Origin of the sequence: Terrabacter aeriphilus, from assembly GCF_039542985.1 — a bacterium.
In the GTDB taxonomy this organism is placed as follows: Bacteria; Actinomycetota; Actinomycetes; order Actinomycetales; family Dermatophilaceae; genus Terrabacter; species Terrabacter aeriphilus.
Map to the genome: position 1 here is coordinate 223,026 of NZ_BAABIW010000011.1, position 22,856 is coordinate 245,881.

The window sequence follows — 22,856 nt, forward strand, 5'->3', positions numbered from 1 at the left end:
GCGATGATCGTCGCGCTCTTCGTGCTCGTCTACCTCTTCGTCCCCGTCGCCTACACCTTCGCCTTCTCGTTCAACGACTACCGCAAGTCGAACATCACGTGGGTCGGGTTCACCACGAAGCACTGGGCGAATCCCTGTGGCGCACAGGGGGCGTGCGAGTCGCTGGTGGTCTCGCTCCAGGTGGGCGCCATCGCCACCGTGCTCGCGACGATCCTCGGCACGATGATCGCCTTCGCCCTCGTGCGGCACCGCTTCCGGGGGCGCACGACGAGCAACCTCATCGTCTTCATCCCCATGGCGACCCCGGAGATCGTGCTCGGCGCGAGCCTGCTGACGATCTTCGTCCAGGGCTTCTCGAACATCGGGCTCCGCCTCGGCTTCTGGACGATCGTCATCGCCCACATCATGTTCTGCATCAGCTTCGTCGTCGTCACGGTCAAGGCGCGCCTGCAGAGCCTCGACCCACGCCTCGAGGAGGCGGCGCAGGACCTCTACGCCGGCCCCGGCGGCACCTTCTGGCGCGTCACCTTCCCGCTCGTGCTCCCGGGCATCGTATCCGCGGCGCTGCTCTCGTTCTCGCTCAGCTTCGACGACTTCATCATCACGAACTTCGTGTCGGGCGACGAGACGACCTTCCCGAAGTTCGTCTACACCTCCTACCTGCGCGGCATCCCCGCCCAGGCCAACGTCATCGGCTTCTCGATGTTCGCCATCGCGGTGCTGCTCGTCATCGCCGGTCAGGTCATCGGCAACGCCAGGAGGGCGAACAAGGGATGAGGGTCCTCATGGTCGGGTCGGGCGGCGTCGGTGACGCCGCCGCCCGGATCGCCGCCGAGCGCGGCTTCTTCGACGCCTGGGTGGTCGCCGACTACGACGCGGCGCGCGCCGAGCGCACCGTCGCCGCCGTCGTCGAGCGCCACCCGGGCGAGTCCCGCTTCGTGGCCGCCCAGGTCGACGCGTCGTCGGCGGACGCCGTCACGGCGCTCGCCCGTCAGCACGGCGTCACGCACGTCTTCAACGCCGTCGACCCGAAGTTCACGATGTCGATCTTCAACGGCGCCAAGGCTGCCGGCGCCGACTACCTCGACATGGCCATGAGCCTGTCGCGCCCGCACCCCGAGCAGCCGTATGCCGTCACGGGCGTCAAGCTCGGCGACGAGCAGTTCGCGGTCGCCGACGCGTGGGAGGCCGACGGTCGGCTCGCGCTCGTCGGCATCGGCGTCGAGCCGGGCCTGTCGGACGTCTTCGCCCGGTACGCCGCAGATCACCTGTTCTCCGAGATCGACGAGCTCGGGACGCGTGACGGCGCCAACCTCGTCGTCCACGACGAGGACGGCAACGAGGTCTTCGCCCCGAGCTTCTCGATGTGGACGACGATCGAGGAGTGCCTCAACCCGCCCGTCGTGTGGGAGAAGGACCGCGGCTGGTTCACGACGCCCCCCTTCAGCGAGCCGGAGGTCTTCGAGTTCCCGGCGGGCATCGGTCCCGTGGAGTGCGTCAACGTCGAGCACGAGGAGGTGCTCCTCATGCCGCGCTGGGTCGACGCGAAGCGGGTCACCTTCAAGTACGGCCTCGGCGACGAGTTCATCGGCATCCTCAAGGTGCTCCACACGCTCGGCCTCGACCGCACCGAGCCGGTGACCGTCAAGGGCGTGCAGGTCTCGCCGCGCGACGTGGTGGCCGCGGTCCTGCCCGACCCGGCGACCATCGGTCCCCGGATGACTGGCAAGACGTGCGCCGGCCTCTTCGTCACCGGCACCGGCACGGACGGCAGACCCCGGGCGACCTACCTGCACCACGTCGTCGACAACGCCGAGACGATGGCCGCCTACGGCACGCAGTGCGTCGTGTGGCAGACGGCCGTCAACCCGGTCGTCGCGCTCGAGCTGCTCGCGAACGGCTCCTGGGAGGGGGCGGGTGTGCGCGGCCCCGAGGCCTTCGACGCCGTGCCGTTCCTCGACCTGCTCGCGGCGCCGAAGCCCGAGGGCTACGGCTCGCCCTGGGGGATCGACGAGCGGACGCCGGTCCCGCCCGAGGGCGTGAGCCGGTCGTCCGAGTGAAGTCGCTGACGGGGACCCCGAGCCCGCAGTAGCATCCGCCATGAGACGTCACAGGGCACGCAATCCGAAGCTGGTCTCCTGCGCCGTGGGGCTGGGCATCGCCCTCACCCCGGCACTCGTGCTGTCGTCGCCGGCACCCGCCGGGGCTGCGGTCGCAGCGACGACCACGACCTGCTACTTCCGACTGACGAGCACGTCCGTCACCAACCCTCCTCCGGTCACGAACCCCAACAACTTCAAGGTCGCCCGCGTTCTCGTGCCGGCGACGAAGGTGACCGACGGGGAGTACGCCATCGCCGCCGCCTACCGCACCGGCCTCTCGTCGGGCACCACGACGAACACCGCGGTCGCGCGAGCCTGGCGCGACATGTCGATCCCGGCGAGCTGGAGCTCGGCCGACTCCGTACGCATGTACTTCGCCCCGACCTACGCCGGGAAGATGCACCTGGACTCGTCCGGTGCGCCGCTCGGCAGCACGTCGACGGCCAGCGGAAGCGTGGTCGTCCGCGGCTACGTGTACGACGCGACCCTGCTGCGCACCATTACGTCCGTGAACGCCGTGAGCAGCAGCCACTCGGCGACCGATGCGGTGGACCGCGACTACACCTACAGCTCCTCGGCGAGTGCCAACGTGGCCGGTCCGCTTCCCCTGGGGCGCAAGCTCCGACTCCAGGTCGACACCATCGTGACGGCGTCCGTGACGAGCGTCCTCGGCGGCGGCGGACGCGCGCAGGTCGACTTCGGTGGCGCGGCGATCGACGTCCCGACCGCCTACCCGTCGGGTCGGGTGCGCCCGTACGTCTCGACCGTCCGTGCTGTCTTCACCACGTACGGCCACGCCGTGACGTGCCCGAGCCGGTGAGCGCACCGATCGGCGTCCCGCCTCGCGACGACCCGGACGCGTGGGACGAGCCCGAGCAGGACGAGGCGGGCGACGACGGTCTCGACGGGCCGCAGCCCAACGTGGCCGAGCGGCTGCTCCTCAAGGTCGCCGTCGGCCTCTTCCTCGTCATCATGATCGGCTGGGGGATGTCGGTGCTCGCGCACCTGCTCACGTGAGTCGGTGCCCGCCCGACGTCGTCCGTGCGTCTGGCGGGGACGACCGGCGAACGTCCACGACAGGAACAGGAATAGGGTTCAGCCATGGCAGCTGTGACGCGCGAGTCAGTGATCGAATCGGTCCCGAAGGGCCTGCTCATCGGTGGGCAGTGGCGGGACGGCAGCGACGGGGAGACCATCGCGGTCGAGGACCCCTCGACCGGAGAGGTGCTGACCCACGTGGCCGCCGCCACCGTCGCGGACGGGCGGGCGGCGCTCGACGCCGCCGTCGCCGCGCAGGCGGACTGGGCACGCACGGCGCCGCGCGACCGCGCGGAGCTGCTGCGGGCGGCATACGAGAAGATCACGGAGCGCGCCGAGGAGTTCGCGATGCTCATGACGCTCGAGATGGGCAAGACGCTCGCCGAGAGCCGCGGCGAGGTCGCCTACGGCTCCGAGTTCTTCCGCTGGTTCTCCGAGGAGGCCGTGCGCATCTCGGGTCGCTGGTCGACCGCCCCCAACGGCGCGACCCGCCTCATGACGATGAAGCAGCCGGTCGGTCCGACGCTCATGATCACGCCGTGGAACTTCCCGCTCGCGATGGGCACCCGCAAGATCGGCCCGGCCATCGCCGCCGGCTGCACCATGGTCATCAAGCCGGCGAGCCAGACGCCGCTGACGATGCTCGCGCTCGCCGAGCTGCTGCGCGAGTGCGGCCTGCCCGACGGCGTGCTCAACGTCGTCATGGCCGGCCACGGCAGCACCGGCGAGGTCATGGAGCCGCTCATCCGCGACCCGCGCCTGCGCAAGCTCACCTTCACCGGCTCGACCCCGGTGGGCCGCTCGCTCATGGAGCAGGCCTCGCAGGGCATCCTGCGCGTCTCGATGGAGCTGGGCGGCAACGCACCCTTCCTCGTCTTCGAGGACGCCGACGTCGACAAGGCCGTCGAGGGCGCGATGCTCGCCAAGATGCGCAACATGGGCGAGGCGTGCACGGCCGCCAACCGCTTCTACGTCCACGAGTCGCTCGCCGACGAGTTCAGCGCCGCCCTCGCCCGCCGGATGGGTGCGCTCACCCTCGGCCAGGGCACGGAGGAGGGCGTCGACGTCGGCCCCCTCGTTGACGAGAAGGCCCGCGACAAGGTCGCCGCCCTCGTCGACGACGCCGTCGCGAAGGGCGCGCAGGTGCTCGTCGGCGGCTCGGCACCCGAGGGCGCCGGCTGGTTCTACCAGCCGACCGTGCTCGTCGACGTGCCGACGGACGCCGACATGGCCCGTGAGGAGATCTTCGGCCCGGTCGCGCCCGTCACGACGTTCCGCACCGACGCCGAGGCGATCCGGCTCGCCAACGACACCGAGTACGGCCTCGTCGCCTACCTGTTCACGAAGGACCTCTCGCGGGCGATCACGGTGAGCGAGGCGCTGGAGTACGGCATGGTCGGCGTCAACCAGGGCATCGTCAGCAACCCGGCCGCCCCCTTCGGCGGCGTCAAGGCCTCCGGCGTCGGGCGCGAGGGCGGCTTCGAGGGCATCGACGAGTACCTCGAGACGAAGTACGTCGGTCTCGCGCTCTGAGGACGACGGGACGACGACGGGCTGGGTCGGGACCGCAAGGACGATCAAGCCCGTCGTCGGTGCCCGGCGCTAGCGTCGAGGGATGCTGGAGACACCGGAGGAGACCGCCGCACTGCAGTCGCTGCTCGACGTCTCGCACGACCGGGCGACGGGGCACCTGCGGAGCATCATCGACGACGACCGCACCCTCACCGCCCGGCAGCTGGTCGCGCTGCTGACGGGCATGAAGGTGCTCTCGGTCGCCACCGTCACGGCGCGGGGCGAGCCGCGCATCAGCGCCCTCGACGGGCACTTCCTGCACGGCACGTGGACGTTCAGCACTTCGGGCACCTCGGCCAAGGCGGCGCACCTCGAGAAGAGGCCTGCGGTCAGCGTCGCGCACGTCGACGGCGAGGAGCTCGCGCTCTTCAGCCACGGGCGTGCCGAGCTGGTCGAGCCCGGGGCCGATCGTGACGAGATCGAGGCGCACTGGAGCGCGCACTACGGCAGCAGCCCGTGGTCGTGGGGCGACGACATCCGGATGTACCGCCTCCGGATGACCTGGGCCGTCGCCTACGCCGCTCACCGCGACGAGCTGCTCCGGGAGAGGGGAGGGACCGCCTGACCCGCCGGGTCGCAGGCTGCGCGAGAATGCCGGGGTGACCGACACCCCCGCACGTCCCCGTCGCATCGTCCTGCTCGGCTCCACCGGCTCGATCGGCACGCAGGCCATCGACCTCGTGCGCCGCAACCCCCGGCGGTTCGAGGTCGTCGGTCTCTCCGCGGGTCGCAACCTCGACCTCGTCGCCGAGCAGGCCGTCGCGCTGCGGGTGCCCGTCGTGGCGGTCGCCGACGGCACGCCCGAGGACCTGGCGCGAGCGGTCGCGCGCGCGGCCGACGCAGCGGGCGTGACGGCATACGACCCCGAGCTGCTCGTGGGCACAGACGCGAGCACCGAGCTCGCCGCCCGCGAGGCCGACGTCGTCGTCAACGGCATCACCGGCGCCATCGGGCTCGAGCCGACGCTCGCCGCCCTGCGGGCCGGCACGACGCTCGCGCTCGCGAACAAGGAGTCGCTCATCATCGGCGGCCCGCTCGTCAAGGCGCTCGCGGCGCCCGGCCAGATCGTGCCCGTCGACTCGGAGCACAGCGCGATCGCGCAGTGCCTCCGCGGTGGCCGCGCCGACGAGGTGCGCCGGCTCGTCGTGACGGCGAGCGGGGGACCGTTCCGCGGGCGGTCACGCGCCGAGCTGGCCGACGTCACGCCCGAGCAGGCGCTCGCGCACCCGAACTTCGCGATGGGCCGCGTCATCACGACGAACTCCGCGACGCTCGTCAACAAGGGCCTCGAGGTCATCGAGGCGCACCTGCTCTTCGACGTGCCGTTCGACCGCATCGAGGTCGTCGTGCACCCCCAGCAGATGATCCACTCGATGGTCGAGTTCGTCGACGGCTCGACGGTCGCCCAGGCCGGCCCGCCGCGCATGCTCGTGCCGATCGCGCTCGGCATGAGCTGGCCCGAGCGCATCGCCGACGCCGACGTGCCGGTCGACTGGACGCGCGCGCAGTCGTGGGAGTTCGAGCCGCTCGACGACGAGGCGTTCCCGGCCGTCGCGCTCGCGCGGAGGGTCGGCGAGGCCGGCGGCACGTGGCCGGCGGTCTACAACGCCGCCAACGAGGTGGCCGTCGACGCCTTCCACGAGGGCCGGCTGGGCTTCGTCGGCATCGTCGACACCGTGGCGCAGGTCGTCGACGCGTATGCCGGCAGCGCCCTCTCGCAGGTCGGCGACCTGACGCTCGACGACGTCCTCGCCGCCGACGCCTGGGCCCGCGAGACCGCCGCAGAGGTCGTCGAGAGTCCCTGACCCGCCCTCCCTCGCGCCCTCGGTTCGATGTATTCCACGGTCAGTCGTGACCGCGGAACACATCGAACCGGGGAGGGTCGGAGGGAGGGTCAGTCCTCGACGCACGCGTCGACCGCGCAGGAATTTCCGGTCGGCGGTGTGACAATGGGGCGTGCTGTTCTTCCTCGGGGTCCTCGTCGTCGTCGTCGGTGTCGCGCTCAGCATCGCGCTGCACGAGATCGGCCACCTCGTGCCGGCCAAGAAGTTCGGCGTCAAGGTGACGCAGTACATGGTCGGCTTCGGCCCCACGATCTGGTCGCGTCGGCGCGGCGAGACCGAGTACGGCATCAAGGCGATCCCGCTCGGCGGCTACGTCCGGATGGTCGGCATGCTGCCGCCCCGGCCCGGCGACGAGCCCGGCGAGCTGCGCACGCTCTCGACCGGACGCTTCAGCCAGATGGTCGACCAGGCCCGCGCCGACTCCATGGAGGAGATCCACCCGGGCGACGAGGATCGCGTCTTCTACAAGCTGAGCCCCGGCAAGAAGATCGTCATCATGCTCGGCGGCCCGATCATGAACCTCGTCATCGCCACCGTGCTCATCACGGGCGCCATCACGATCTTCGGCCTGCCGCAGGTGGTGCCCCGGGTCGGTCTCCTCTCCGCGTGCGTGCCGACCACGACGCCGACGCTCGCCGCCCCGCAGCCCGACTGCAAGCCCGGCGACCCCGTCGCGCCGGCCAAGGCGGCCGGGCTGCAGGAGAAGGACCTCATCGTCTCGATCGACGGTCGCGCCGTCAGCTCGTGGGACCAGGTGACCGCGGCCATCCGTGACAGCAAGGGCCGGGACATGTCGTGGGTGGTGGAGCGCGGCGACCGGCAGGTGCCGATCACCATCACGCCGGCCGTCATCGAGCGGGCCACCTTCGACGACCAGGGCAACCCGGTCGCCGAGGACGGCAAGCCGGTGCTCAGCCCGATGGGGTTCGCCGGCATCACGCCGCGGCAGGAGCTCGTCACGACGCCGCTCGCGCAGGCACCGAAGTTCGTGTGGGACCGCACGGTCGACACGGCATCCATCATCGTCAAGATCCCGCAGAAGATGGCCGGCGTCGTCCAAGCGGCGTTCGGCTCCGGGGAGCGGGACCCCAACGGACCCATCTCGGTCGTCGGCGTCGGGCGCATCGGCGGCGAGGTGGCCGCCCTGGACATCCCCGCGGACGAGGGCGGCAACTGGCTCAAGCTCGAGCAGCTCGTGCTGCTCATCGCCTCCCTCAACCTCGCGCTCTTCGTCTTCAACCTCGTGCCGCTGCTCCCGCTCGACGGGGGTCACGTCGCCGGAGCGGCCTGGGAGGCGGTCAAGAAGGGCTGGGCGCGCCTGCGCAACCGCCCCGACCCCGGCTTCGTCGACGTCGCCAAGGGCCTGCCGATCGCCTACGCCATGAGCCTCGTGCTCATCACGATGTCGGTGCTGCTCATCTACGCCGACATCGTCAAGCCGATCAACATCTTCGGCTGACGAGCCGGACGGCGGGTCCCTTCGGGCCCGGGCCGGGGCAGGGTGGAGAATGAGCCCATGAGCGTCTCCCTCGGCATGCCGCCGCTGCCCCCGCCGGTCCTCGCCCCGCGGCGGCAGACCCGTCAGATCCAGGTCGGCAAGGTCGGCGTCGGCAGCGACTTCCCCGTCTCGGTGCAGTCGATGACGACGACCCCGACGACCGACATCAACGCGACGCTGCAGCAGATCGCCGAGCTGACGGCATCCGGCTGCGACATCGTGCGCGTGGCGTGCCCGAGCCAGGACGACGCCGAGGCGCTGCCCGCCATCGCGCGCAAGAGCCAGATCCCGGTCATCGCCGACATCCACTTCCAGCCGAAGTACGTGTATGCCGCCATCGAGGCCGGCTGTGCGGCGGTGCGTGTGAACCCCGGCAACATCCGCCAGTTCGACGACCAGGTCAAGCAGATCGCGCGCGAGGCCAAGGACGCCGGCGTCTCGATCCGCATCGGTGTCAACGCCGGCAGCCTCGACAAGCGGATCATGGAGAAGTACGGCAAGGCGACGCCCGAGGCGCTCGTCGAGTCCGCCGTCTGGGAGGCGAGCCTCTTCGAGGAGCACGACTTCCACGACTTCAAGATCTCGGTCAAGCACAACGACCCCGTCGTCATGGTGCGCGCCTACGAGCTGCTCGCCGAGCGCGGCGACTGGCCGCTCCACCTCGGGGTCACCGAGGCGGGCCCGGCCTTCCAGGGCACCATCAAGTCGGCGACGGCGTTCGGGGCGCTGCTCTCGCGCGGCATCGGCGACACGATCCGCGTCTCGCTGTCGGCTCCTCCCGTCGAGGAGGTCAAGGTCGGCATCCAGATCCTGCAGAGCCTCAACCTGCGACCCCGCAAGCTCGAGATCGTCTCGTGCCCGTCGTGCGGCCGCGCGCAGGTCGACGTCTACACCCTCGCCGACCAGGTGACCGCCGGCCTCGAGGGCATGACGGTGCCGCTGCGCGTCGCCGTCATGGGCTGCGTCGTCAACGGACCGGGGGAGGCCCGCGAGGCCGACCTCGGCGTCGCGTCGGGCAACGGCAAGGGCCAGATCTTCGTCAAGGGCGAGGTCATCAAGACCGTGCCGGAGGCGCAGATCGTCGAGACGCTCATCGAGGAGGCCATGCGCCTCGCCGAGGAGATGGGCGAGCCGGTCGACGAGGAGTCCTCCGGGGCGCCGAGCGTCACCGTCAGCTGAGGTGCGCCCACCCGTGACCGCGACGGTGGGTGGAGCCGGGGACGAGCCGCGCCCGGGCTCGCGGAGGCCGAGCACCTCACTTCGGTATGCCGTCCTGTGCGACCTCGCGGAACGCATCGTCGCGCTGCGGCCGGGGGAGCGGGTGGCCGTCGCGGTCGACGGGTTCGACGGTGCCGGCAAGACGGTGCTCGCCGACCAGCTCGCCGAGGTCATCGGCGCCCTCGGTGGACCGGGCACCGGCCCGCGCGACGTGCTCCGGGTGGGGATCGACGGCTTCCACCGGCCGCGGGCGCAGCGGGTCGCGCGGGGCCGCGGGCCGGAGACGTTCTACGAGGACTCCTACGACTACGCGGCGTTCCGCAGCGTCGTCGTCGAGCCGTTCCGGCGCGGCGAGCCGGTGACGCCGGCGGTCAACGACGTCGAGGCCGACCGCCCCGTGCACCCCGACCCCGTCCCGGTGGGGGCCGACACCGTGCTGCTCGTCGACGGGATCTTCCTCCAGCGTCCTGGGCTCGCCGACGTCTGGGACGCGACCGTCTGGGTCGAGGTGCCCTTCGCCGTCTCGGTGCCCCGGGGCAACGCGCGTTTCGCGGCGGCCGCCGACCAGCCCGCCGACCAGCCCGGCGACCAGCCCGGCGACCAGCCGGCCGCTCAGTCCCACGACCCCGACCCCGAGGCCGAGTCGAACCGGCGCTACGTCGGCGGGCAGCGGCTCTACCTCGCGGACGCCGACCCGCGCGCGCACGCGACGTGGGTGCTCGAGAACACCGACCTCGACCGGCCGGTGCTGCGGGAGCACCGCTGACGGGCGAGAGGGCGCGCCGGGGTGACACCCGGGCCGCGGACGGGCACAGTGGGGAGGTGCTCCGCCAACGCCTCCCCGTGCGGCCGCTCTCGGCTGCCGACCACGACGCCGCCCTCGAGGTGTGCGCGCGTGACCGGGTGGCCAACGTCTTCGTCGCGGCCCGCATCGTCGAGGGCTCGCTCCGCGCCGCGCCGGGCTCGCTGCTCGGCCACTGGACCGACGGCGAGCTGCGGGGGCTGGCGTGGGTGAGCGCCAACGTCGTGCCCGTCGAGCTCGACGACGAGGGCATCGCGGCCGTGGCGGCCCGCATCGTGCGGATGCGCCGCCAGTGCGCGTCGCTCTTCGGGCCGAGCGGTCAGGTCGTGGGCCTGTGGGACCGGCTCAGCCCGACGTGGCGACCGGTGCGCGCGATCCGCGCCCACCAGCCGCTGCTCGCGACCCGGCGGCTGCCCTCCGCGCTCGGCGTCCCGATCGACCCGGACGTGCGACCCGCACGCCTCGACGAGGTCGACCTCGTGCTGCCCGCTGCGGCCCACATGTTCACCGAGGAGATCGGCTACCCGCCTTACTTCGGCTCGGACCGCGGCTACCGCGCGAGCATCGCCTCGCTCGTCCGCGCCGGGCACACCTTCGTCAAGGTCGAGGACGGCGAGGTCGTCTTCAAGGCGGACGTCGGCTCCCTGGCCCTCGGCTGCGCTCAGGTGCAGGGCGTCTGGCTGCACCCGCGCCTGCGGGGCCGTGGCCTGTCGGTGCCCGCCATGGCCAGCGTCGTCGAGCAGGTGCTCGGCGGGATGGCCGACGAGGTCTCGCTCTACGTCAACGACTTCAACGTGGCCGCCCGCGCCGCCTACGAGCACTGCGGCTTCCACGACGTGGGGGCCTTCACCACCGTCCTGCTGTAGCCGCCGGGGCGACGCCTAGGGTGGGCTCATGAAGACCACGACGAACGCACCGCTGGGCAAGGACGCCATCGCCCTCGCCGGCCTCTTCCTCACGTCCGGCACGATGCACTTCGTCAGGCCCGAGCCGTTCGAGTCCATGGTGCCGCGGCAGCTCCCGGCGCGCCGCGGGCTCGTGTACGCGTCCGGCGCGCTCGAGATCGCCTGTGCAGTCGGCCTGTTCGTGCCGCGCACGCGCAAGGTCGCCGGCCTCGCGTCGGCCGCCCTGCTCGTCGGCGTCTTCCCGGCCAACGTCGTGATGACCACGGCGGCCAAGCGTCGGCTCGACCGCAAGCCGGACGACGCGAAGCGGAAGGGCTACTTCGCCGCGACGGTGGCGCGCCTGCCGCTCCAGTGGCCGATGATCCGCACGGCTCTCCGGGCCGGCGGCGTCCTGCGCTGACCGGTCCCGGGGTGGCGTCCTCCCGGTGCCACGGCTCGGTCTGCTCGGTCTGCTCGGTCTGCACACGCGGCCTGCGAGGCCCGCTGCCAGGGTGCGCGCCTGGGCCGGGGTGGCGAGAACGGGGTGCCCGTGGTGCGGGGTGTGCGCATCGCCGCCGCGACGACCTGCCCGCCCAGGTCGGACCCGACCCACCGACGCGGGTGGCGGTAGCGACCCGCGTCGACGACGAGCGAGCGCGTGACGCTCGCGAGGACGCTGAGCGCGTCCGGGTGGGAGATGACGAGCGGTCCCACGAGCCGCAGGGCCTGCTCGGCGTCGATGACGACCGTGTGAACGTGCAGGGCGCGGGCGGCGTACGCCCACCCTCGTGCACGGGGTCCGCGTCGGCGCGGGCGTGAGCAGGTTGCGGGTGACGCGTGAAGGTCGCGTCCGGGCGCCACGTGTCGAGCCCGATCGCGGCAGGTTCGGTGCCACGATCGGGCGGTGCCCTTCACCCCGAGCCACGCCGTCGTCGCCATCCCGCTGCGCCGTCTGGGGCTGCCGCTCGCGGCCGCGGCCGTCGGGGCCATGGCGCCCGACGTCGCGATGTTCCTGCCGGGGCTCTTCGCCTACCGACACACGCACTCGGTGACCGGGGTGGCCACGACCGACCTCGCCCTCGGCGTCGTCGTGGTCACGACGTGGTGGGCCGTCCTGCGCGCACCGGTCATCGACGTCCTGCCCGACGCGGTGCGCCGGAACCTGCGGCTGGACGTGCCCGGATGGCGCAGCCCGCGGTGGTGGGCGTCGGTCGTGGCCGGTGTCGTCGTCGGCTCCGTCACGCACGTCGTGTGGGACGCCTTCACGCACGCCGGTCGGTGGGGCTCCGAGCTGCTGCCGTGGCTCACCACGCCCGTGGGGCCGTGGCCGCTCACCCGGTGGCTGCAGTACCTCTCCGGCATCGGCGGCCTCGTCGGCATCCTCGCGTGGTGGTGGGCGGTGCAGCGCCGGCGGCGCCTCGAGCCGGCAGGGGCCGCCGACCGCGTCACGTACCGGCCCTCGCTGGCCGGCCGTCCCGGGACGACAGCGGCTGTTCCCGAGAGTGCTCGGACGACGGGCGCGCGGTGGTTGCGGACCGCGCTGCGGGCGCTCCCGGTCGCCGGTGGCCTCTGCGGGCTGCTGCTCGGCGTCCTCACCACCGGGCCGGACCGAGCCGCCCTCGTCCAGGTCGCACCGGAGCGGCTGCTCGTGCGAGCGGTGGTCGTCGGTGGCCTCGGCGTCGCGGTCGGGCTGCTCGCCCTCGCGGGTGTCTGGCACGTCGCGGTCGGTCCGCCCCGACGTCGGGCCGTCCCGGCGGCCGAGGCCGACGGCTGAGCGCGGTCGAGGTGATCCGTCGCGACCCAGCGCGACGGCACACCTCGACAGGAGGGCTCGACAGGAAGGTGGTCGGATCAGACGCGGGCCAGCAGCTCGGCGTGCGTCATCGCGAACCAGGCGTCGGGGTGCGTCGACCAGCGTCGCCAGGCCGCGCTGATCTCGACGAGCTCCGCCGCCGTGAGGAGGCCGTGCTCGACCGCCTGGGTGGCGAAGGTCGACTCCAGGGTGCGCCTCGCCCAGGTGTCGCCCCACCACGCGCAGTGCTGCGCGGTCGCATACGTCCAGACGGACGCCGACGGAGCCAGGGCGGCGAGGCCGGCCGCGTGCGCCCAGGCGAGCAGGTGGCGCCCGGCATCCGGCTCCGCGTGGTTGAGCCTTGCGAGCCGCCGGTAGACCTCGAGCCACCGGGTCATGCCGTCGGACGCCGGGTGCCACACCATCGAGGCGTAGTCGACGTCACGCACCGCCACGAGGCCGCCCGGGCGCGTCGCGAGGGCCATCTGACGCAGCGCGCCGACCGGGTCGGGGAGGTGCTGGAGCACCTGGTGGGCGTGCACGACGTCGAAGGACGCGGCATACGGGAGCGCCATGACGTCGGCGAGCGCGAAGCGGGTGCGGGTGTCGCCTCGCTCCTGCGCGTGCCGCCGCGCCTGCAGGAGGGGAGGATCGACGTTCTCGACGCCCACGACCCGGCCTGTCGACCCGACGGCCTCGGCGAGGTCGAGCGTGACGGTGCCCGGCCCGCACCCGACGTCGAGCACCGTCAGGCCCTCGCGCAGGTGCGGGAGCAGGTAGGCGGCCGAGTCGGCCGCCGTGCGCGTGCCGTGCGCGGCCAGGACGCTCGCGTGGTGCCCGTGCAGATAGACGTCCGTCATGCCGGGACGCTACGTCATGGGAGCGATCCTGCGACCGGTCGGAGGCCGTGTCGGTCGGTCGGTACCGGCTCGGACAAGTGGTTTGAGTATTGACGCCCCCGTTTGAGGATGGTTTGACTGGAATCGCTCTCAAGACAACCGAAGAAGACAGGGGAACACATGAACCGCAATTCCACGGCCTCGCGCGGCCGTCGCGCCCTCGCCGCAGCGACGTTGGCGACCACCATGGCCCTCGGAGGTGCCGCGGTCGCCGCATCGCCGGCAGCGCAGGCGGAGCCGGCGGGGCAGTACTACTACGAGTGCATCGGCGTCAACGGGTCGAGCTACTTCCTGCAGAAGGGCGCCTTGCTGAGCAGTTGCAAGGGTTCGTACTTGAAGAAGTACATCAACGGCAACCTGGTCAAGACCATGCGTCTGACGGGGTATGGAACGCCCGCGAAGAATGTGACCATCAGCTTCGGCTGTTTCGTCGCGCTCGTCGGCGCCGGGTCTCTCATCATCGGCACCGATGGCCTGTCGACCCTGGTGGTCATCGACGCCGCCGTCGCCGGCTATGGCTTCGCATCGGCCTGCAAGGCCTGACGACCAACAGCGGTGCCGCGGGCGCGTGACGAGAAGGACGTCGTCACTCGCCCGCAGCCTTGGACGTGGTGCATGTGCGCACGTGACGTCTCATCACTCGCCTGAGGACGGCAGCGCCACGTCCCGGGTCCGACGACGGGAGGCCCGCGGACCGTGCGGGTCGACGAGGACCGCCACGCGGCAGATATCCTGCCGGGGTTCCGCACCCCCGCGCTCCCGAGCGCGGGGGCTGCACCCTGCACCACACGAGGAGTCCCGGTGGCCCTGCACATGTCGTCCCTGTTCCTGCGAACCCTTCGTGAGGACCCGGCGGACGCAGAGGTCCCGAGCCACCGCCTGCTCGTGCGCGCCGGCTACGTGCGCCGCGTCAGCCCCGGCGTCTACACCTGGCTGCCCCTCGGCCTGCGGGTGCTGCGCAACGTCGAGAAGATCGTCCGCGAGGAGATGGACGCCATCGGCGCCCAGGAGCTGCTCTTCCCCGCGCTGCTGCCGAAGGAGCCCTTCGAGGCGACCGGCCGCTGGACCGAGTACGGCGACAACATCTTCCGCCTGCAGGACCGCAAGGGCGCCGACCACCTGCTCGGCCCGACCCACGAGGAGATGTTCACCCTCACGGTCAAGGACCTCTACAGCTCGTACAAGGACCTCCCGCTCTCGATCTACCAGATCCAGACGAAGTACCGCGACGAGGCGCGTCCGCGCGCCGGAGTGCTCCGCGGCCGCGAGTTCGTCATGAAGGACAGCTACTCCTTCGACGTCGACGCCGCGGGCCTCGAGAAGAGCTACCAGCTGCACCGCGAGGCCTATGTCCGCATCTTCGACCGCCTCGGCTTCCACTACGTCATCGTCGAGGCGATGGCGGGAGCCATGGGCGGCAGCAAGAGCGAGGAGTTCCTCGCGACCGCCGAGGTCGGTGAGGACACCTACGTGCACTGCACGAGCTGCGGGTATGCCGCCAACGTCGAGGCCGTGCGCGTGCCGGCGCCCGACCCCGTCGGCTGGGAGGGCACCGCGGCGGCGCACGCCGAGGACACCCCCGACACCCCGACGATCGAGACCCTCGTCGCGCACCTCGACGAGCACTTCCCGCGCGGGGACCGCGCGTGGACGGCCGGCGACACGCTCAAGAACGTCATCGTCGTGCTCGTGCACCCCGACGGCACCCGTGAGCCGCTCGCGATCGGCGTGCCCGGCGACCGCGAGGTCGACGAGAAGCGGCTCGGCGCGCAGGTCGAGCCGGCCGAGGTCGAGGCCTTCACCGAGGCCGACTTCGCGGCGAACCCGGCGCTCGTCAAGGGCTACATCGGGCCCGGGGCGCTCGGGCTCGAGGGCACGAGCGGCATCCGCTACCTGCTCGACCCGCGCGTGGCCGAGGGCACCCGGTGGGTCACCGGCGCGAACGTGGCCGGCCAGCACGTCATCGACCTCGTCGCCGGCCGGGACTTCACCGCCGACGGCACCATCGAGGCCGCCGAGGTGCGCGAGGGCGATGCCTGCCCGACGTGCGACCACACGCTCTCGACCGCCCGCGGGATCGAGATGGGGCACGTCTTCCAGCTCGGCACGAAGTACGCCCAGGCGCTCGACCTCAAGGTGCTCGACCAGAACGGCAAGCTCGTCACCGTCGTCATGGGCTCCTACGGCGTCGGCGTCTCGCGCGCCGTGGCCTGCGTCGTCGAGGGCAACCACGACGAGTCCGGCATCGTGTGGCCGCGCGAGCTGGCGCCCGCCGACGTGCACATCGTGGCCGCCGGCAAGGACGAGGCGCTCTTCGTCAAGGCCGAGGAGATCGCCCGCGAGCTCGAGGTGCAGGGCCTCACCGTCCTCGTCGACGACCGCAAGGGCGTCAGCCCCGGCGTGAAGTTCAAGGACTCCGAGCTCATCGGCGTGCCGACGATCCTCGTCATCGGTCGCGGCCTGGCCGACGGCACCGTCGAGATCAAGGACCGTCGCACGGGGGAGCGCCGCGAGGTCGCGGTCGACGACGCCGTCGCCGCCCTGACCGCCGAGGTCACGGCGGAGGTCGAGCGCTCGTGACGTCCGGAAGCCAGCCGGTCGAGGCCGTCGTCTTCGACTGGGGCGGCACCCTGACCCCGTGGCACGAGGTCGACCTGCCCCAGCAGTGGCGGGTCTTCGCCCGCACCGTGCACGGGCTCCCCGTCGAGGACCCCGCGATGCCGGCCGAGGACCTCGCCGAGGCGGACTCGCTCGCGCTGCGCATCCACGAGGCGGAGGATCGTGCCTGGAAGCGCGGACGGGCGACGCACGAGAGCGCGTCGCTCGCCGAGATCCTCGATGCCGCCGGCGTCGACCCCGAGCACGACCGGCACCACCTGGCCCTCGCGGCGTACCAGCGCTTCTGGGAGCCGCACACGCACACCGACGAGCAGGTGCGACCGCTCTGGGAGTCGTTGCGGCGCAAGGGGCTCCGGATCGGGGTGCTGTCCAACACCATCTGGACCCGGGACTACCACCGCGAGGTCTTCGCTCGTGACGGGGTGCTCGACCTGCTCGACGCCGACGTCTACTCCTCCGAGATCCACGTCGTGAAGCCGCACCCCGACGCCTTCCACGCGGTGTGCGACGCCCTCGGGGTCGCGCCGGAACGTGCGGTCTACGTCGGCGACCGCATGTTCGAGGACGTGCACGGCCCGCAGCAGGTCGGGATGCGCGCCATCCTCGTGCCGCACTCCGACATCCCGACCAACCAGCGCACCGCCGTGGAGGCGCGACCGGACGCCGTCGCCGACGAGCTGCTCGACGTCGCCGGCATCGTGGCGCTGTGGAACCACGAGGCGACCGCGCGGGACGCGGCTGCCGCGGGCGACGGGGCGTGACCGACCCGACGGTCACCACGCTGGCCTTCCTCGGCGCGGCCGCGTTCGTCGCCGGCTGGATCGACGCCGTCGTCGGTGGGGGAGGGCTCGTGCAGCTGCCGGCCCTCCTCGTCGGCCTGCCCGGCGCCAGCCCGGCGCAGCTGCTCGCGACGAACAAGTTCGGCTCGATCTTCGGCACCGCGACGAGCTCGGTCACCTTCTACCGCCGGGTGCGGCCCGACCTGCGCACCGCGCTGCCGATGGCGGCCGTCGCCTACGTCGGCTCGATCGGCGGTGCCTTCATCGGGCTGCACATCCCCAAGTCGGCCTTCAACCCGATCATCCTCGTGCTGCTCGTGGTCGTCGGGGCCTACACGCTGCTCAAGCCCGACCTCGGCACCGAGTCGCTCCGGCGCTTCCACGGTGCGCGGCACACGGCGCTGGCGATGGTGACCGGCTTCGTCGTGGGTGGCTACGACGGGGCGCTCGGGCCGGGCACGGGGAGCTTCCTCGTCTTCGCCCTCGTCGGGCTGCTCGGCTACACGTTCCTCGAGGCGAGCGCCAAGGCGAAGATCGCCAACTTCGCCACGAACCTCGGCGCGCTCACGGTGTTCGCCCCCATGGGGCTCGTGCTGCTCAAGGTCGGCCTCGTCATCGCCGCGACGAACCTGCTCGGCGGCTACGTCGGTGCCCGCACCGCCGTGGCCCGGGGCAGCGGCTTCGTCCGGATCGTCTTCGTGGTCGTCGTCGGCGCCTTCGTCGTCAAGATCAGCGGGAGCCTGCTCGGCTGGTGGCCCTGACCGGTCCCGGACGCTGGATCGACCACCGGCACGACGTCCCACCGGCACGACGTCCCACCGGCACGACGTGCCACCGGCACGACGACTCTCTGGCGCGTTGACTCACACGCGTGCCATCCGACGGGCACAGCACACCCACAGGGTGCGTCGCGAGCCTGAGTGCCATGACCTCACTCGCCCTCCCCGAGAGCCGCGACCTCTCGGTGCCGGCCGCGCAGCGCCACGCCGTCCGCCCGACGCCCGCCTGGTGGCGTGACGCCACCGCCGTGTTCGCCTGGGCGACGATCCTCTTCGTCGTCGCCCTGTGGGTCGCCGGCGGTGGGCTGAGCGCCTTCGGCTCGCTCGGCGAGGGCGTGACCAACGTCGGTCGCCTGAGCGGGCTGCTCGCATCCGTGCTGATGCTCCAGCAGGTGCTCCTCATGGCCCGCATCCCGATCGTCGAGCAGGCCTGGGGGCAGGACGAGCTGGCTCGCGTGCACCGCCTCGTCGGGTTCACCTCGTTCAACCTCATGGTCGTGCACATCGTGCTCGTGACGGTCGGCTACAGCGCCGGCACCGACCTCGGGGTCGTCGCCACCTTCGTCGACCAGGTGCTGCACTCGCCCGGCATGCTCCTCGCGCTCGCCGGGACCGTCGCCCTCGTCATGGTCGTCGTCACGTCGGTCAAGAAGGCGCGGGCCCGGCTGCGTTACGAGTCCTGGCACCTGCTCCACCTCTACGCCTACCTCGGCGCGGGACTGGCGCTGCCGCACCAGCTCTGGACCGGGCAGGACTTCCGGAGCAACGTCGTCGCCACCGTCTTCTGGTGGGGCCTGTATGCCGCGTCGCTCGCCGCCGTGCTGGCCTACCGGGTCGTGCTGCCCGTGGTCCGGTCGCTCCGGCACCGCCTCGTCGTGTCGGAGGTCGTCGCCGAGTCGCCCACCGTCACCTCGGTCGTCATGACGGGCCGCCGGCTCGACCGGCTGCCCGTGCGGGCCGGCCAGTTCTTCCAGTGGCGCTTCCTCGACGGGCCGGGATGGACCCGGGCCAACCCCTACTCCCTCTCGGCCGCACCGGACGGTCGGACGCTGCGCGTCACGGCCGAGGCCGTCGGCGACTCGAGCGCGCGGCTCGCCGCCCTCCGGCCCGGCACGCGGGTGCTCCTCGAGGGCCCCTACGGACGCCTGCACACGGGGGTCCGCACGCGGGCCAAGACGGTGCTCGTGGGCGCCGGCATCGGCATCACGCCGCTCCGCGCCATCCTCGAGGAGCTGCCGGCATCGCCTGACGGCGTCGTCGTCATCTACCGCGTCGGCAGCCAGGCCGACATCGTGCTCGCCGACGAGCTGCTCGACCTCGCGCGGGCCAAGGGCGGGCGCGTGGTCGCGGTCGTCGGGCACCGCAACCGCGACCGGACGAGCTGGCTGCCCGTCGACTCGAGCCACCTCGGCGACGCCGAGGCCCTGACCCGCATCGTGCCCGACATCGCCGAGCGCGACGTCTATGTCTGCGGCCACCCCCGCTGGATGGACGCCGTGGCCGCCGCCGCCCACGAGGCAGGCGTGCCGGCCGACGCGATCCACTCCGAGCGCTTCACCTACTGACCCCTCGAACAGAACCGAAACGAGCCTTCCATGCGACGCATCGTCCTCTGGACCATGAGCACGGTGACCGTGCTCGTCCTCCTCTTCAGCTACAGCACCTCCCGCAGCTCCGCACCCGTCGTGGCCGCGGAGACGCGCCAGGTGACGACGACGAGCAAGACCTCGGAGAGCACCGGGTCGGCCTCGGGCTCCTCGTCCGCGTCCTCCTCCGACTCCGCGGGCCAGGATCCGGCTGCCGACGCCAGCGCGTCCGGCTCGAGCGGCTCGTCCGGCTCGTCCGGCTCGAGCGTCTCGAGCCCCTCCGGCTCGGGGACGTCGAGCGCCGCCAAGACGTATGCCGGTGACGCCGTGATGACGCGCTTCGGCAACGTGCAGGTGCAGATCACCGTCGAGAACGGCAAGATCACGGGTGCCGACGTCCTCCAGGTGCCGTGGAACGACCGGCACGACCAGATGATCAACTCGCAGGCGGTGCCCGTCTACAACCAGGAGGCCGTCGACGCGCAGTCCGCCCAGATCGACGTGGTCTCCGGCGCCACGTACACCTGGGAGGGCTACACGCAGTCGCTGCAGTCCGCCATCGACCAGGCCAACCTGTGAGGTCGGCCGTGAACGCGAAGCCGACGCCGACCGCGACGGCTCAGGCCGTGAAGGAGCGCAGGATGGATGCGGTGTCGAGCACGGACCCGGCAGCGGGCCCGCCCCAGCGACGGGCCTGGGTGGAGCACATCATGGGGATGCCCGTCAGCATCCACCTGCGGGGCACCGGCGTCGACGAGGTGCCGGCGCAGCAGGCCGTCGCAGAGGCGTTCCGGGTGCTGCGCGAGATGGACTCCGTGTTCTCGACGTACCGGCCGGACTCGGACCTCATGCGGCTGCGCCGGGAGGAGGTCGGCATCACGCAGTGCAGCCCGCTCGTGGAGGAGTCGTTGCGCATCGGGCAGGAGGCCGAGGTGCTGACCCGGGGCGCGTTCACGACGCTGCTGCCGACCGGCGAGGGAGATCTCGCCTTCGACCCGACGGGCCTCGTCAAGGGGTGGGCGGTCGATCTCGCCTCCGCGCCGCTCACCGCGCTGCGCGACATCTCGTTCTGCATCAACGCCGGCGGCGACATCCTCGTCGGTGCGCACCCCGACCTGCCGTCGAGCGGGCCCGGCGAGATCTCGTGGCGCGTCGGGGTCGAGGACCCGTCCGACCGCTCCCGCATCGCCACGACGCTCACCCTGTCTCGCGGCGCGGTCGCGACGTCTGGTACGGCCGCCCGTGGCGCGCACCTCTACGACCCGGCGGCCGGCGAGCTGGTGGGCCGACCGGGATCGGTGACCGTGACCGGCCCGACGCTCCTCTGGGCCGACATCTGGGCGACCGCGCTCTTCGTCGGGGGTCCGGCGACCCAGGAGGCGTTCGCCGCGTCGGCGACCGACTACCGGGCCACGGCGCTGTAGCGGAGCGACCCCGGAGCGTCGCCGATCGGGCTTGCACCTTTCTTGCGGGAAACCTGCGCCCTGCGGGTCGTGCGTCTTGCGCTTGGCGGAGCAGAGTCTTCCTCAGCAGCAGGAACGGCTGGGGGGCTGGGCCTGCTGGACACAGAGACCTTCGGGCGAGGGCCCGCCGATCCGGGGAAGGAGCGCCATGACCAGCAGCATCACCATCGACCCTGCGGTGACGATGCGCGGCGTTGGCGCCCTCCCCGGTCGGCGGGCCACCTCGAGGACTCCGGTGGGGGGAGGAAACTGGGCCGGGGCGGGCCACCTGGTGGGAGGTGCGTCCGCCCCGGGCCCGGCCAGTTCGTCCGGACCCCGCCGCCCAGGCGATCGCGCAGCTCGCGCGGTGCGACCGGGCGGCAGCGCGGTGCGCCATGCCACCGCTCGTGGCCGCTGAGTCGGCGGTGGGTCTCGAAGCAGCGCCGGACACCGTGTGCGTGGGATGCAGCGGATGCTCCCACCCGTCCACGTGCGTGCTCGACCCGCTGGCGCTCGCCCGGCTCGCCTGTGAGCTCGAGAGCGAGGACCTGGCCCGCTCGATCGCCAACACCTACCTCCGGATGCTCGACTCGCGCCTCTCGCGCACCGAGACCGCACTCGAGAGCCGCGACGAGGTCGCGGCCATGGACGTCCTGCTGAGCCTGCGCGTCTCGTCGTGCACGGTCGGCCTCATGCGCCTCGAGTCGGCCGTCCTGTGCGTCATCGACGCCGTGCGGCGCGGTGAGGCCGAGCTGGCCCGCGTCCGCGGCGCCCGCCTCGCCGCTCTCGCGGCTGCGGCCCGCTCGGCGCTCCGGGCCCACCTCGACCTGGCCTGGTCGGTGCAGCCCGGCTGAGCGCGGGCGCCCCCGACGCTCCCGACTCCCGCCCGCGAGCCCGGCTCAGCCGAACCATCCGGTCGGCCCGCCCGCGTCTCGACGCACCTGCGACCCCGTCCGGAGGGGCGGGGTGCAGGGCGCGGTCGTCAGGGATGTCCCGGGCCGACGTGCCAGACCACCCCGCGCGGGGTGATCGTGGCGTCGAGGTCGAGCTCGTGCACGGTGGTGTGGTGCCGGGCACAGAGCAGGGCGCCGTTGTCGGTGGTGGTGGCGCCCTCGTGCGCCCAGTGGGTGACGTGGTGCGCGTCGCACCAGGTGGCAGGCACGCTGCACCCAGGGTAGGTACAGCCCTTGTCACGCAGTGCCAGGGCGAGGCGCTGGGTGGGGGTGAAGAGGCGACGGGTGCGGCCGAGGTCGAGGGGATGGCTCTCGCCGCCGAGGACGGCGGGGATGATCCCGGCGTCGCAGGCGAGGCGGCGCGCCACGCCGGCAGAGAGGACCTGACCGGTGAGGGTCCGCGCCGCGCCGGCGGCCTGACCGGTCAGGGTCTCGTAGTCGAGGATGACGACGACCTTGGCCTTGTCGGTGACGGGCACCCCGTCGGCTGCGGCCACGCCGCGCTGGACGATGGTCGTGAGGGCATCGAGTCGGCGGTGGGCGGCGGTGCGCTCGTCCGGCTCGGTGTGTCCGTGCTCGTCGGTGGTCGGGGCTGGCGCAGAGAGGGGGTCGATGGCGGCGTGCAGGATGGCGGCCGCCTCGGGGTCGAGGGTCGCGCGCATGCCGACCATGCCAGTACGGGTGGGGTGGTCGAACCAGAGCCCGCGGGCGTTGCGGCGGCCCCGGTCGCGGCTGCCGTCGTCCTCGTCGCGGGGTGGACGGATCTGCTCGGTGTGGTGGCGCACGAGCTGGGCGAGCTCTTCGGGGCGTAGTCGGGTGGCGTGCTCGGTGAGGTCGGCCAGGGCGGTGGTGAGGTCGTCGGGGTCGGCGACGGGGGCGGTGCGGGTGTGGAAGTCGATGATCTGGGCGGCCTTGGCGACGGTGACCAGGCCGGTGGTGACGAGCATGCGCAGCCGCGCCCACCGGCCGCCTGCTGTGCCGGTGGTGTCGGCGTGGTTGGTGGTGTCGGCGAAGGCGGCGGCGACGGTGGTGAAGGCGCGGGCCTGGCC

General features: G+C 72.2%; 23 protein-coding genes. 21 read left to right on the forward strand and 2 right to left on the reverse strand.

Annotated features, from left to right (window positions below):
* Window positions 1–3 precede the first annotated feature (3 nt).
* The 13 genes from ABD979_RS08940 to ABD979_RS09000 all read left to right on the forward strand — a co-directional run bounded on the left by ABD979_RS08940 (window position 4) and on the right by ABD979_RS09000 (window position 12,732).
* On the forward strand, window positions 4–777 hold the full coding sequence (locus ABD979_RS08940) for an ABC transporter permease (protein WP_345507144.1): 774 nt from the start codon (window positions 4–6) through the stop codon (window positions 775–777).
* The gene (locus tag ABD979_RS08945; RefSeq protein WP_345507115.1) at window positions 774–2,060 is read left to right on the forward strand and encodes a saccharopine dehydrogenase family protein; all 1,287 of its coding nucleotides are present in this window, start codon (window positions 774–776) and stop codon (window positions 2,058–2,060) included. The genes ABD979_RS08940 and ABD979_RS08945 overlap by 4 nt, the downstream gene beginning before the upstream one ends.
* Window positions 2,061–2,100: 40 nt before the next feature.
* A complete protein-coding gene (locus tag ABD979_RS08950; RefSeq protein WP_345507116.1) occupies window positions 2,101–2,922 on the forward strand; it encodes a hypothetical protein in 822 nt (273 codons plus the stop codon).
* Window positions 2,919–3,119 (forward strand): hypothetical protein, encoded by a 201-nt coding sequence (locus ABD979_RS08955; protein WP_345507117.1) that lies wholly within the window; start codon window positions 2,919–2,921, stop codon window positions 3,117–3,119. Before ABD979_RS08950 ends, ABD979_RS08955 begins: the two co-directional genes overlap by 4 nt.
* Window positions 3,120–3,203: 84 nt before the next feature.
* Window positions 3,204–4,673, forward strand: a complete 1,470-nt coding sequence (locus ABD979_RS08960) for an NAD-dependent succinate-semialdehyde dehydrogenase (protein ID WP_345507118.1) — start codon at window positions 3,204–3,206, stop codon at window positions 4,671–4,673.
* A gap of 82 nt (window positions 4,674–4,755) precedes the next feature.
* Entirely contained in the window at window positions 4,756–5,277 is a 522-nt protein-coding gene (locus ABD979_RS08965; protein ID WP_345507119.1) for a pyridoxamine 5'-phosphate oxidase family protein, read from the forward strand.
* A gap of 34 nt (window positions 5,278–5,311) precedes the next feature.
* Window positions 5,312–6,517 (forward strand): 1-deoxy-D-xylulose-5-phosphate reductoisomerase, encoded by a 1,206-nt coding sequence (gene dxr / locus ABD979_RS08970; RefSeq protein ID WP_345507120.1) that lies wholly within the window; start codon window positions 5,312–5,314, stop codon window positions 6,515–6,517.
* Between the two features lie 151 nt (window positions 6,518–6,668).
* Window positions 6,669–8,015: a M50 family metallopeptidase gene (locus ABD979_RS08975; RefSeq protein WP_345507121.1), complete on the forward strand. Its 1,347-nt coding sequence runs from the start codon at window positions 6,669–6,671 to the stop codon at window positions 8,013–8,015.
* Window positions 8,016–8,072: 57 nt separating this feature from the next.
* The gene (gene ispG, locus ABD979_RS08980; protein WP_345507122.1) at window positions 8,073–9,233 is read left to right on the forward strand and encodes a flavodoxin-dependent (E)-4-hydroxy-3-methylbut-2-enyl-diphosphate synthase; all 1,161 of its coding nucleotides are present in this window, start codon (window positions 8,073–8,075) and stop codon (window positions 9,231–9,233) included.
* Window positions 9,234–9,246: 13 nt separating this feature from the next.
* A complete protein-coding gene (locus ABD979_RS08985) occupies window positions 9,247–10,038 on the forward strand; it encodes a nucleoside/nucleotide kinase family protein (protein ID WP_345507123.1) in 792 nt (263 codons plus the stop codon).
* A gap of 56 nt (window positions 10,039–10,094) precedes the next feature.
* Window positions 10,095–10,940, forward strand: coding sequence for a GNAT family N-acetyltransferase (locus ABD979_RS08990; RefSeq protein ID WP_345507124.1), 846 nt, complete (start codon window positions 10,095–10,097; stop codon window positions 10,938–10,940).
* A 28-nt stretch (window positions 10,941–10,968) separates the two neighbouring features.
* A complete protein-coding gene (locus ABD979_RS08995; protein ID WP_345507125.1) occupies window positions 10,969–11,379 on the forward strand; it encodes a DoxX family protein in 411 nt (136 codons plus the stop codon).
* A 483-nt stretch (window positions 11,380–11,862) separates the two neighbouring features.
* Window positions 11,863–12,732 carry a DUF4184 family protein gene (locus ABD979_RS09000; protein WP_345507126.1) on the forward strand — a complete coding sequence of 290 codons (870 nt, stop codon included), beginning with the start codon at window positions 11,863–11,865 and terminating at the stop codon, window positions 12,730–12,732.
* A gap of 77 nt (window positions 12,733–12,809) precedes the next feature.
* On the opposite strand, the gene ABD979_RS09005 is transcribed toward ABD979_RS09000, so the two are convergent.
* A complete protein-coding gene (locus tag ABD979_RS09005) occupies window positions 12,810–13,610 on the reverse strand; it encodes a methyltransferase domain-containing protein (protein ID WP_345507127.1) in 801 nt (266 codons plus the stop codon).
* Window positions 13,611–13,769: 159 nt separating this feature from the next.
* Here ABD979_RS09005 and ABD979_RS09010 point away from each other — a divergent pair, with 159 nt between their 5' ends.
* The 8 genes from ABD979_RS09010 (at window position 13,770) to ABD979_RS09045 (ending at window position 21,708) form a co-directional block, all read left to right on the forward strand.
* Window positions 13,770–14,192 (forward strand): hypothetical protein, encoded by a 423-nt coding sequence (locus ABD979_RS09010; RefSeq protein WP_345507128.1) that lies wholly within the window; start codon window positions 13,770–13,772, stop codon window positions 14,190–14,192.
* 258 nt (window positions 14,193–14,450) lie between these two features.
* Window positions 14,451–16,229 (forward strand): proline--tRNA ligase, encoded by a 1,779-nt coding sequence (locus ABD979_RS09015; RefSeq protein ID WP_345507129.1) that lies wholly within the window; start codon window positions 14,451–14,453, stop codon window positions 16,227–16,229.
* Window positions 16,226–17,029, forward strand: a complete 804-nt coding sequence (locus tag ABD979_RS09020) for an HAD family hydrolase (protein WP_345507130.1) — start codon at window positions 16,226–16,228, stop codon at window positions 17,027–17,029. The genes ABD979_RS09015 and ABD979_RS09020 overlap by 4 nt, the downstream gene beginning before the upstream one ends.
* The gene (locus tag ABD979_RS09025) at window positions 17,026–17,808 is read left to right on the forward strand and encodes a TSUP family transporter (protein WP_345507131.1); all 783 of its coding nucleotides are present in this window, start codon (window positions 17,026–17,028) and stop codon (window positions 17,806–17,808) included. The genes ABD979_RS09020 and ABD979_RS09025 overlap by 4 nt, the downstream gene beginning before the upstream one ends.
* Before the next feature lie 164 nt (window positions 17,809–17,972).
* Window positions 17,973–19,391, forward strand: coding sequence for a ferredoxin reductase family protein (locus tag ABD979_RS09030; RefSeq protein WP_345507132.1), 1,419 nt, complete (start codon window positions 17,973–17,975; stop codon window positions 19,389–19,391).
* Between the two features lie 30 nt (window positions 19,392–19,421).
* Entirely contained in the window at window positions 19,422–19,991 is a 570-nt protein-coding gene (locus ABD979_RS09035; RefSeq protein ID WP_345507133.1) for an FMN-binding protein, read from the forward strand.
* Window positions 19,992–20,053: 62 nt separating this feature from the next.
* Window positions 20,054–20,836, forward strand: coding sequence for an FAD:protein FMN transferase (locus tag ABD979_RS09040; protein ID WP_425583944.1), 783 nt, complete (start codon window positions 20,054–20,056; stop codon window positions 20,834–20,836).
* A 512-nt stretch (window positions 20,837–21,348) separates the two neighbouring features.
* A complete protein-coding gene (locus tag ABD979_RS09045) occupies window positions 21,349–21,708 on the forward strand; it encodes a hypothetical protein (protein ID WP_345507135.1) in 360 nt (119 codons plus the stop codon).
* A 128-nt stretch (window positions 21,709–21,836) separates the two neighbouring features.
* Here ABD979_RS09045 and ABD979_RS09050 read toward each other — a convergent pair.
* Window positions 21,837–22,856: HNH endonuclease signature motif containing protein (locus ABD979_RS09050; RefSeq protein ID WP_345507136.1), on the reverse strand; the 1,020-nt coding region annotated here is incomplete at its 5' end.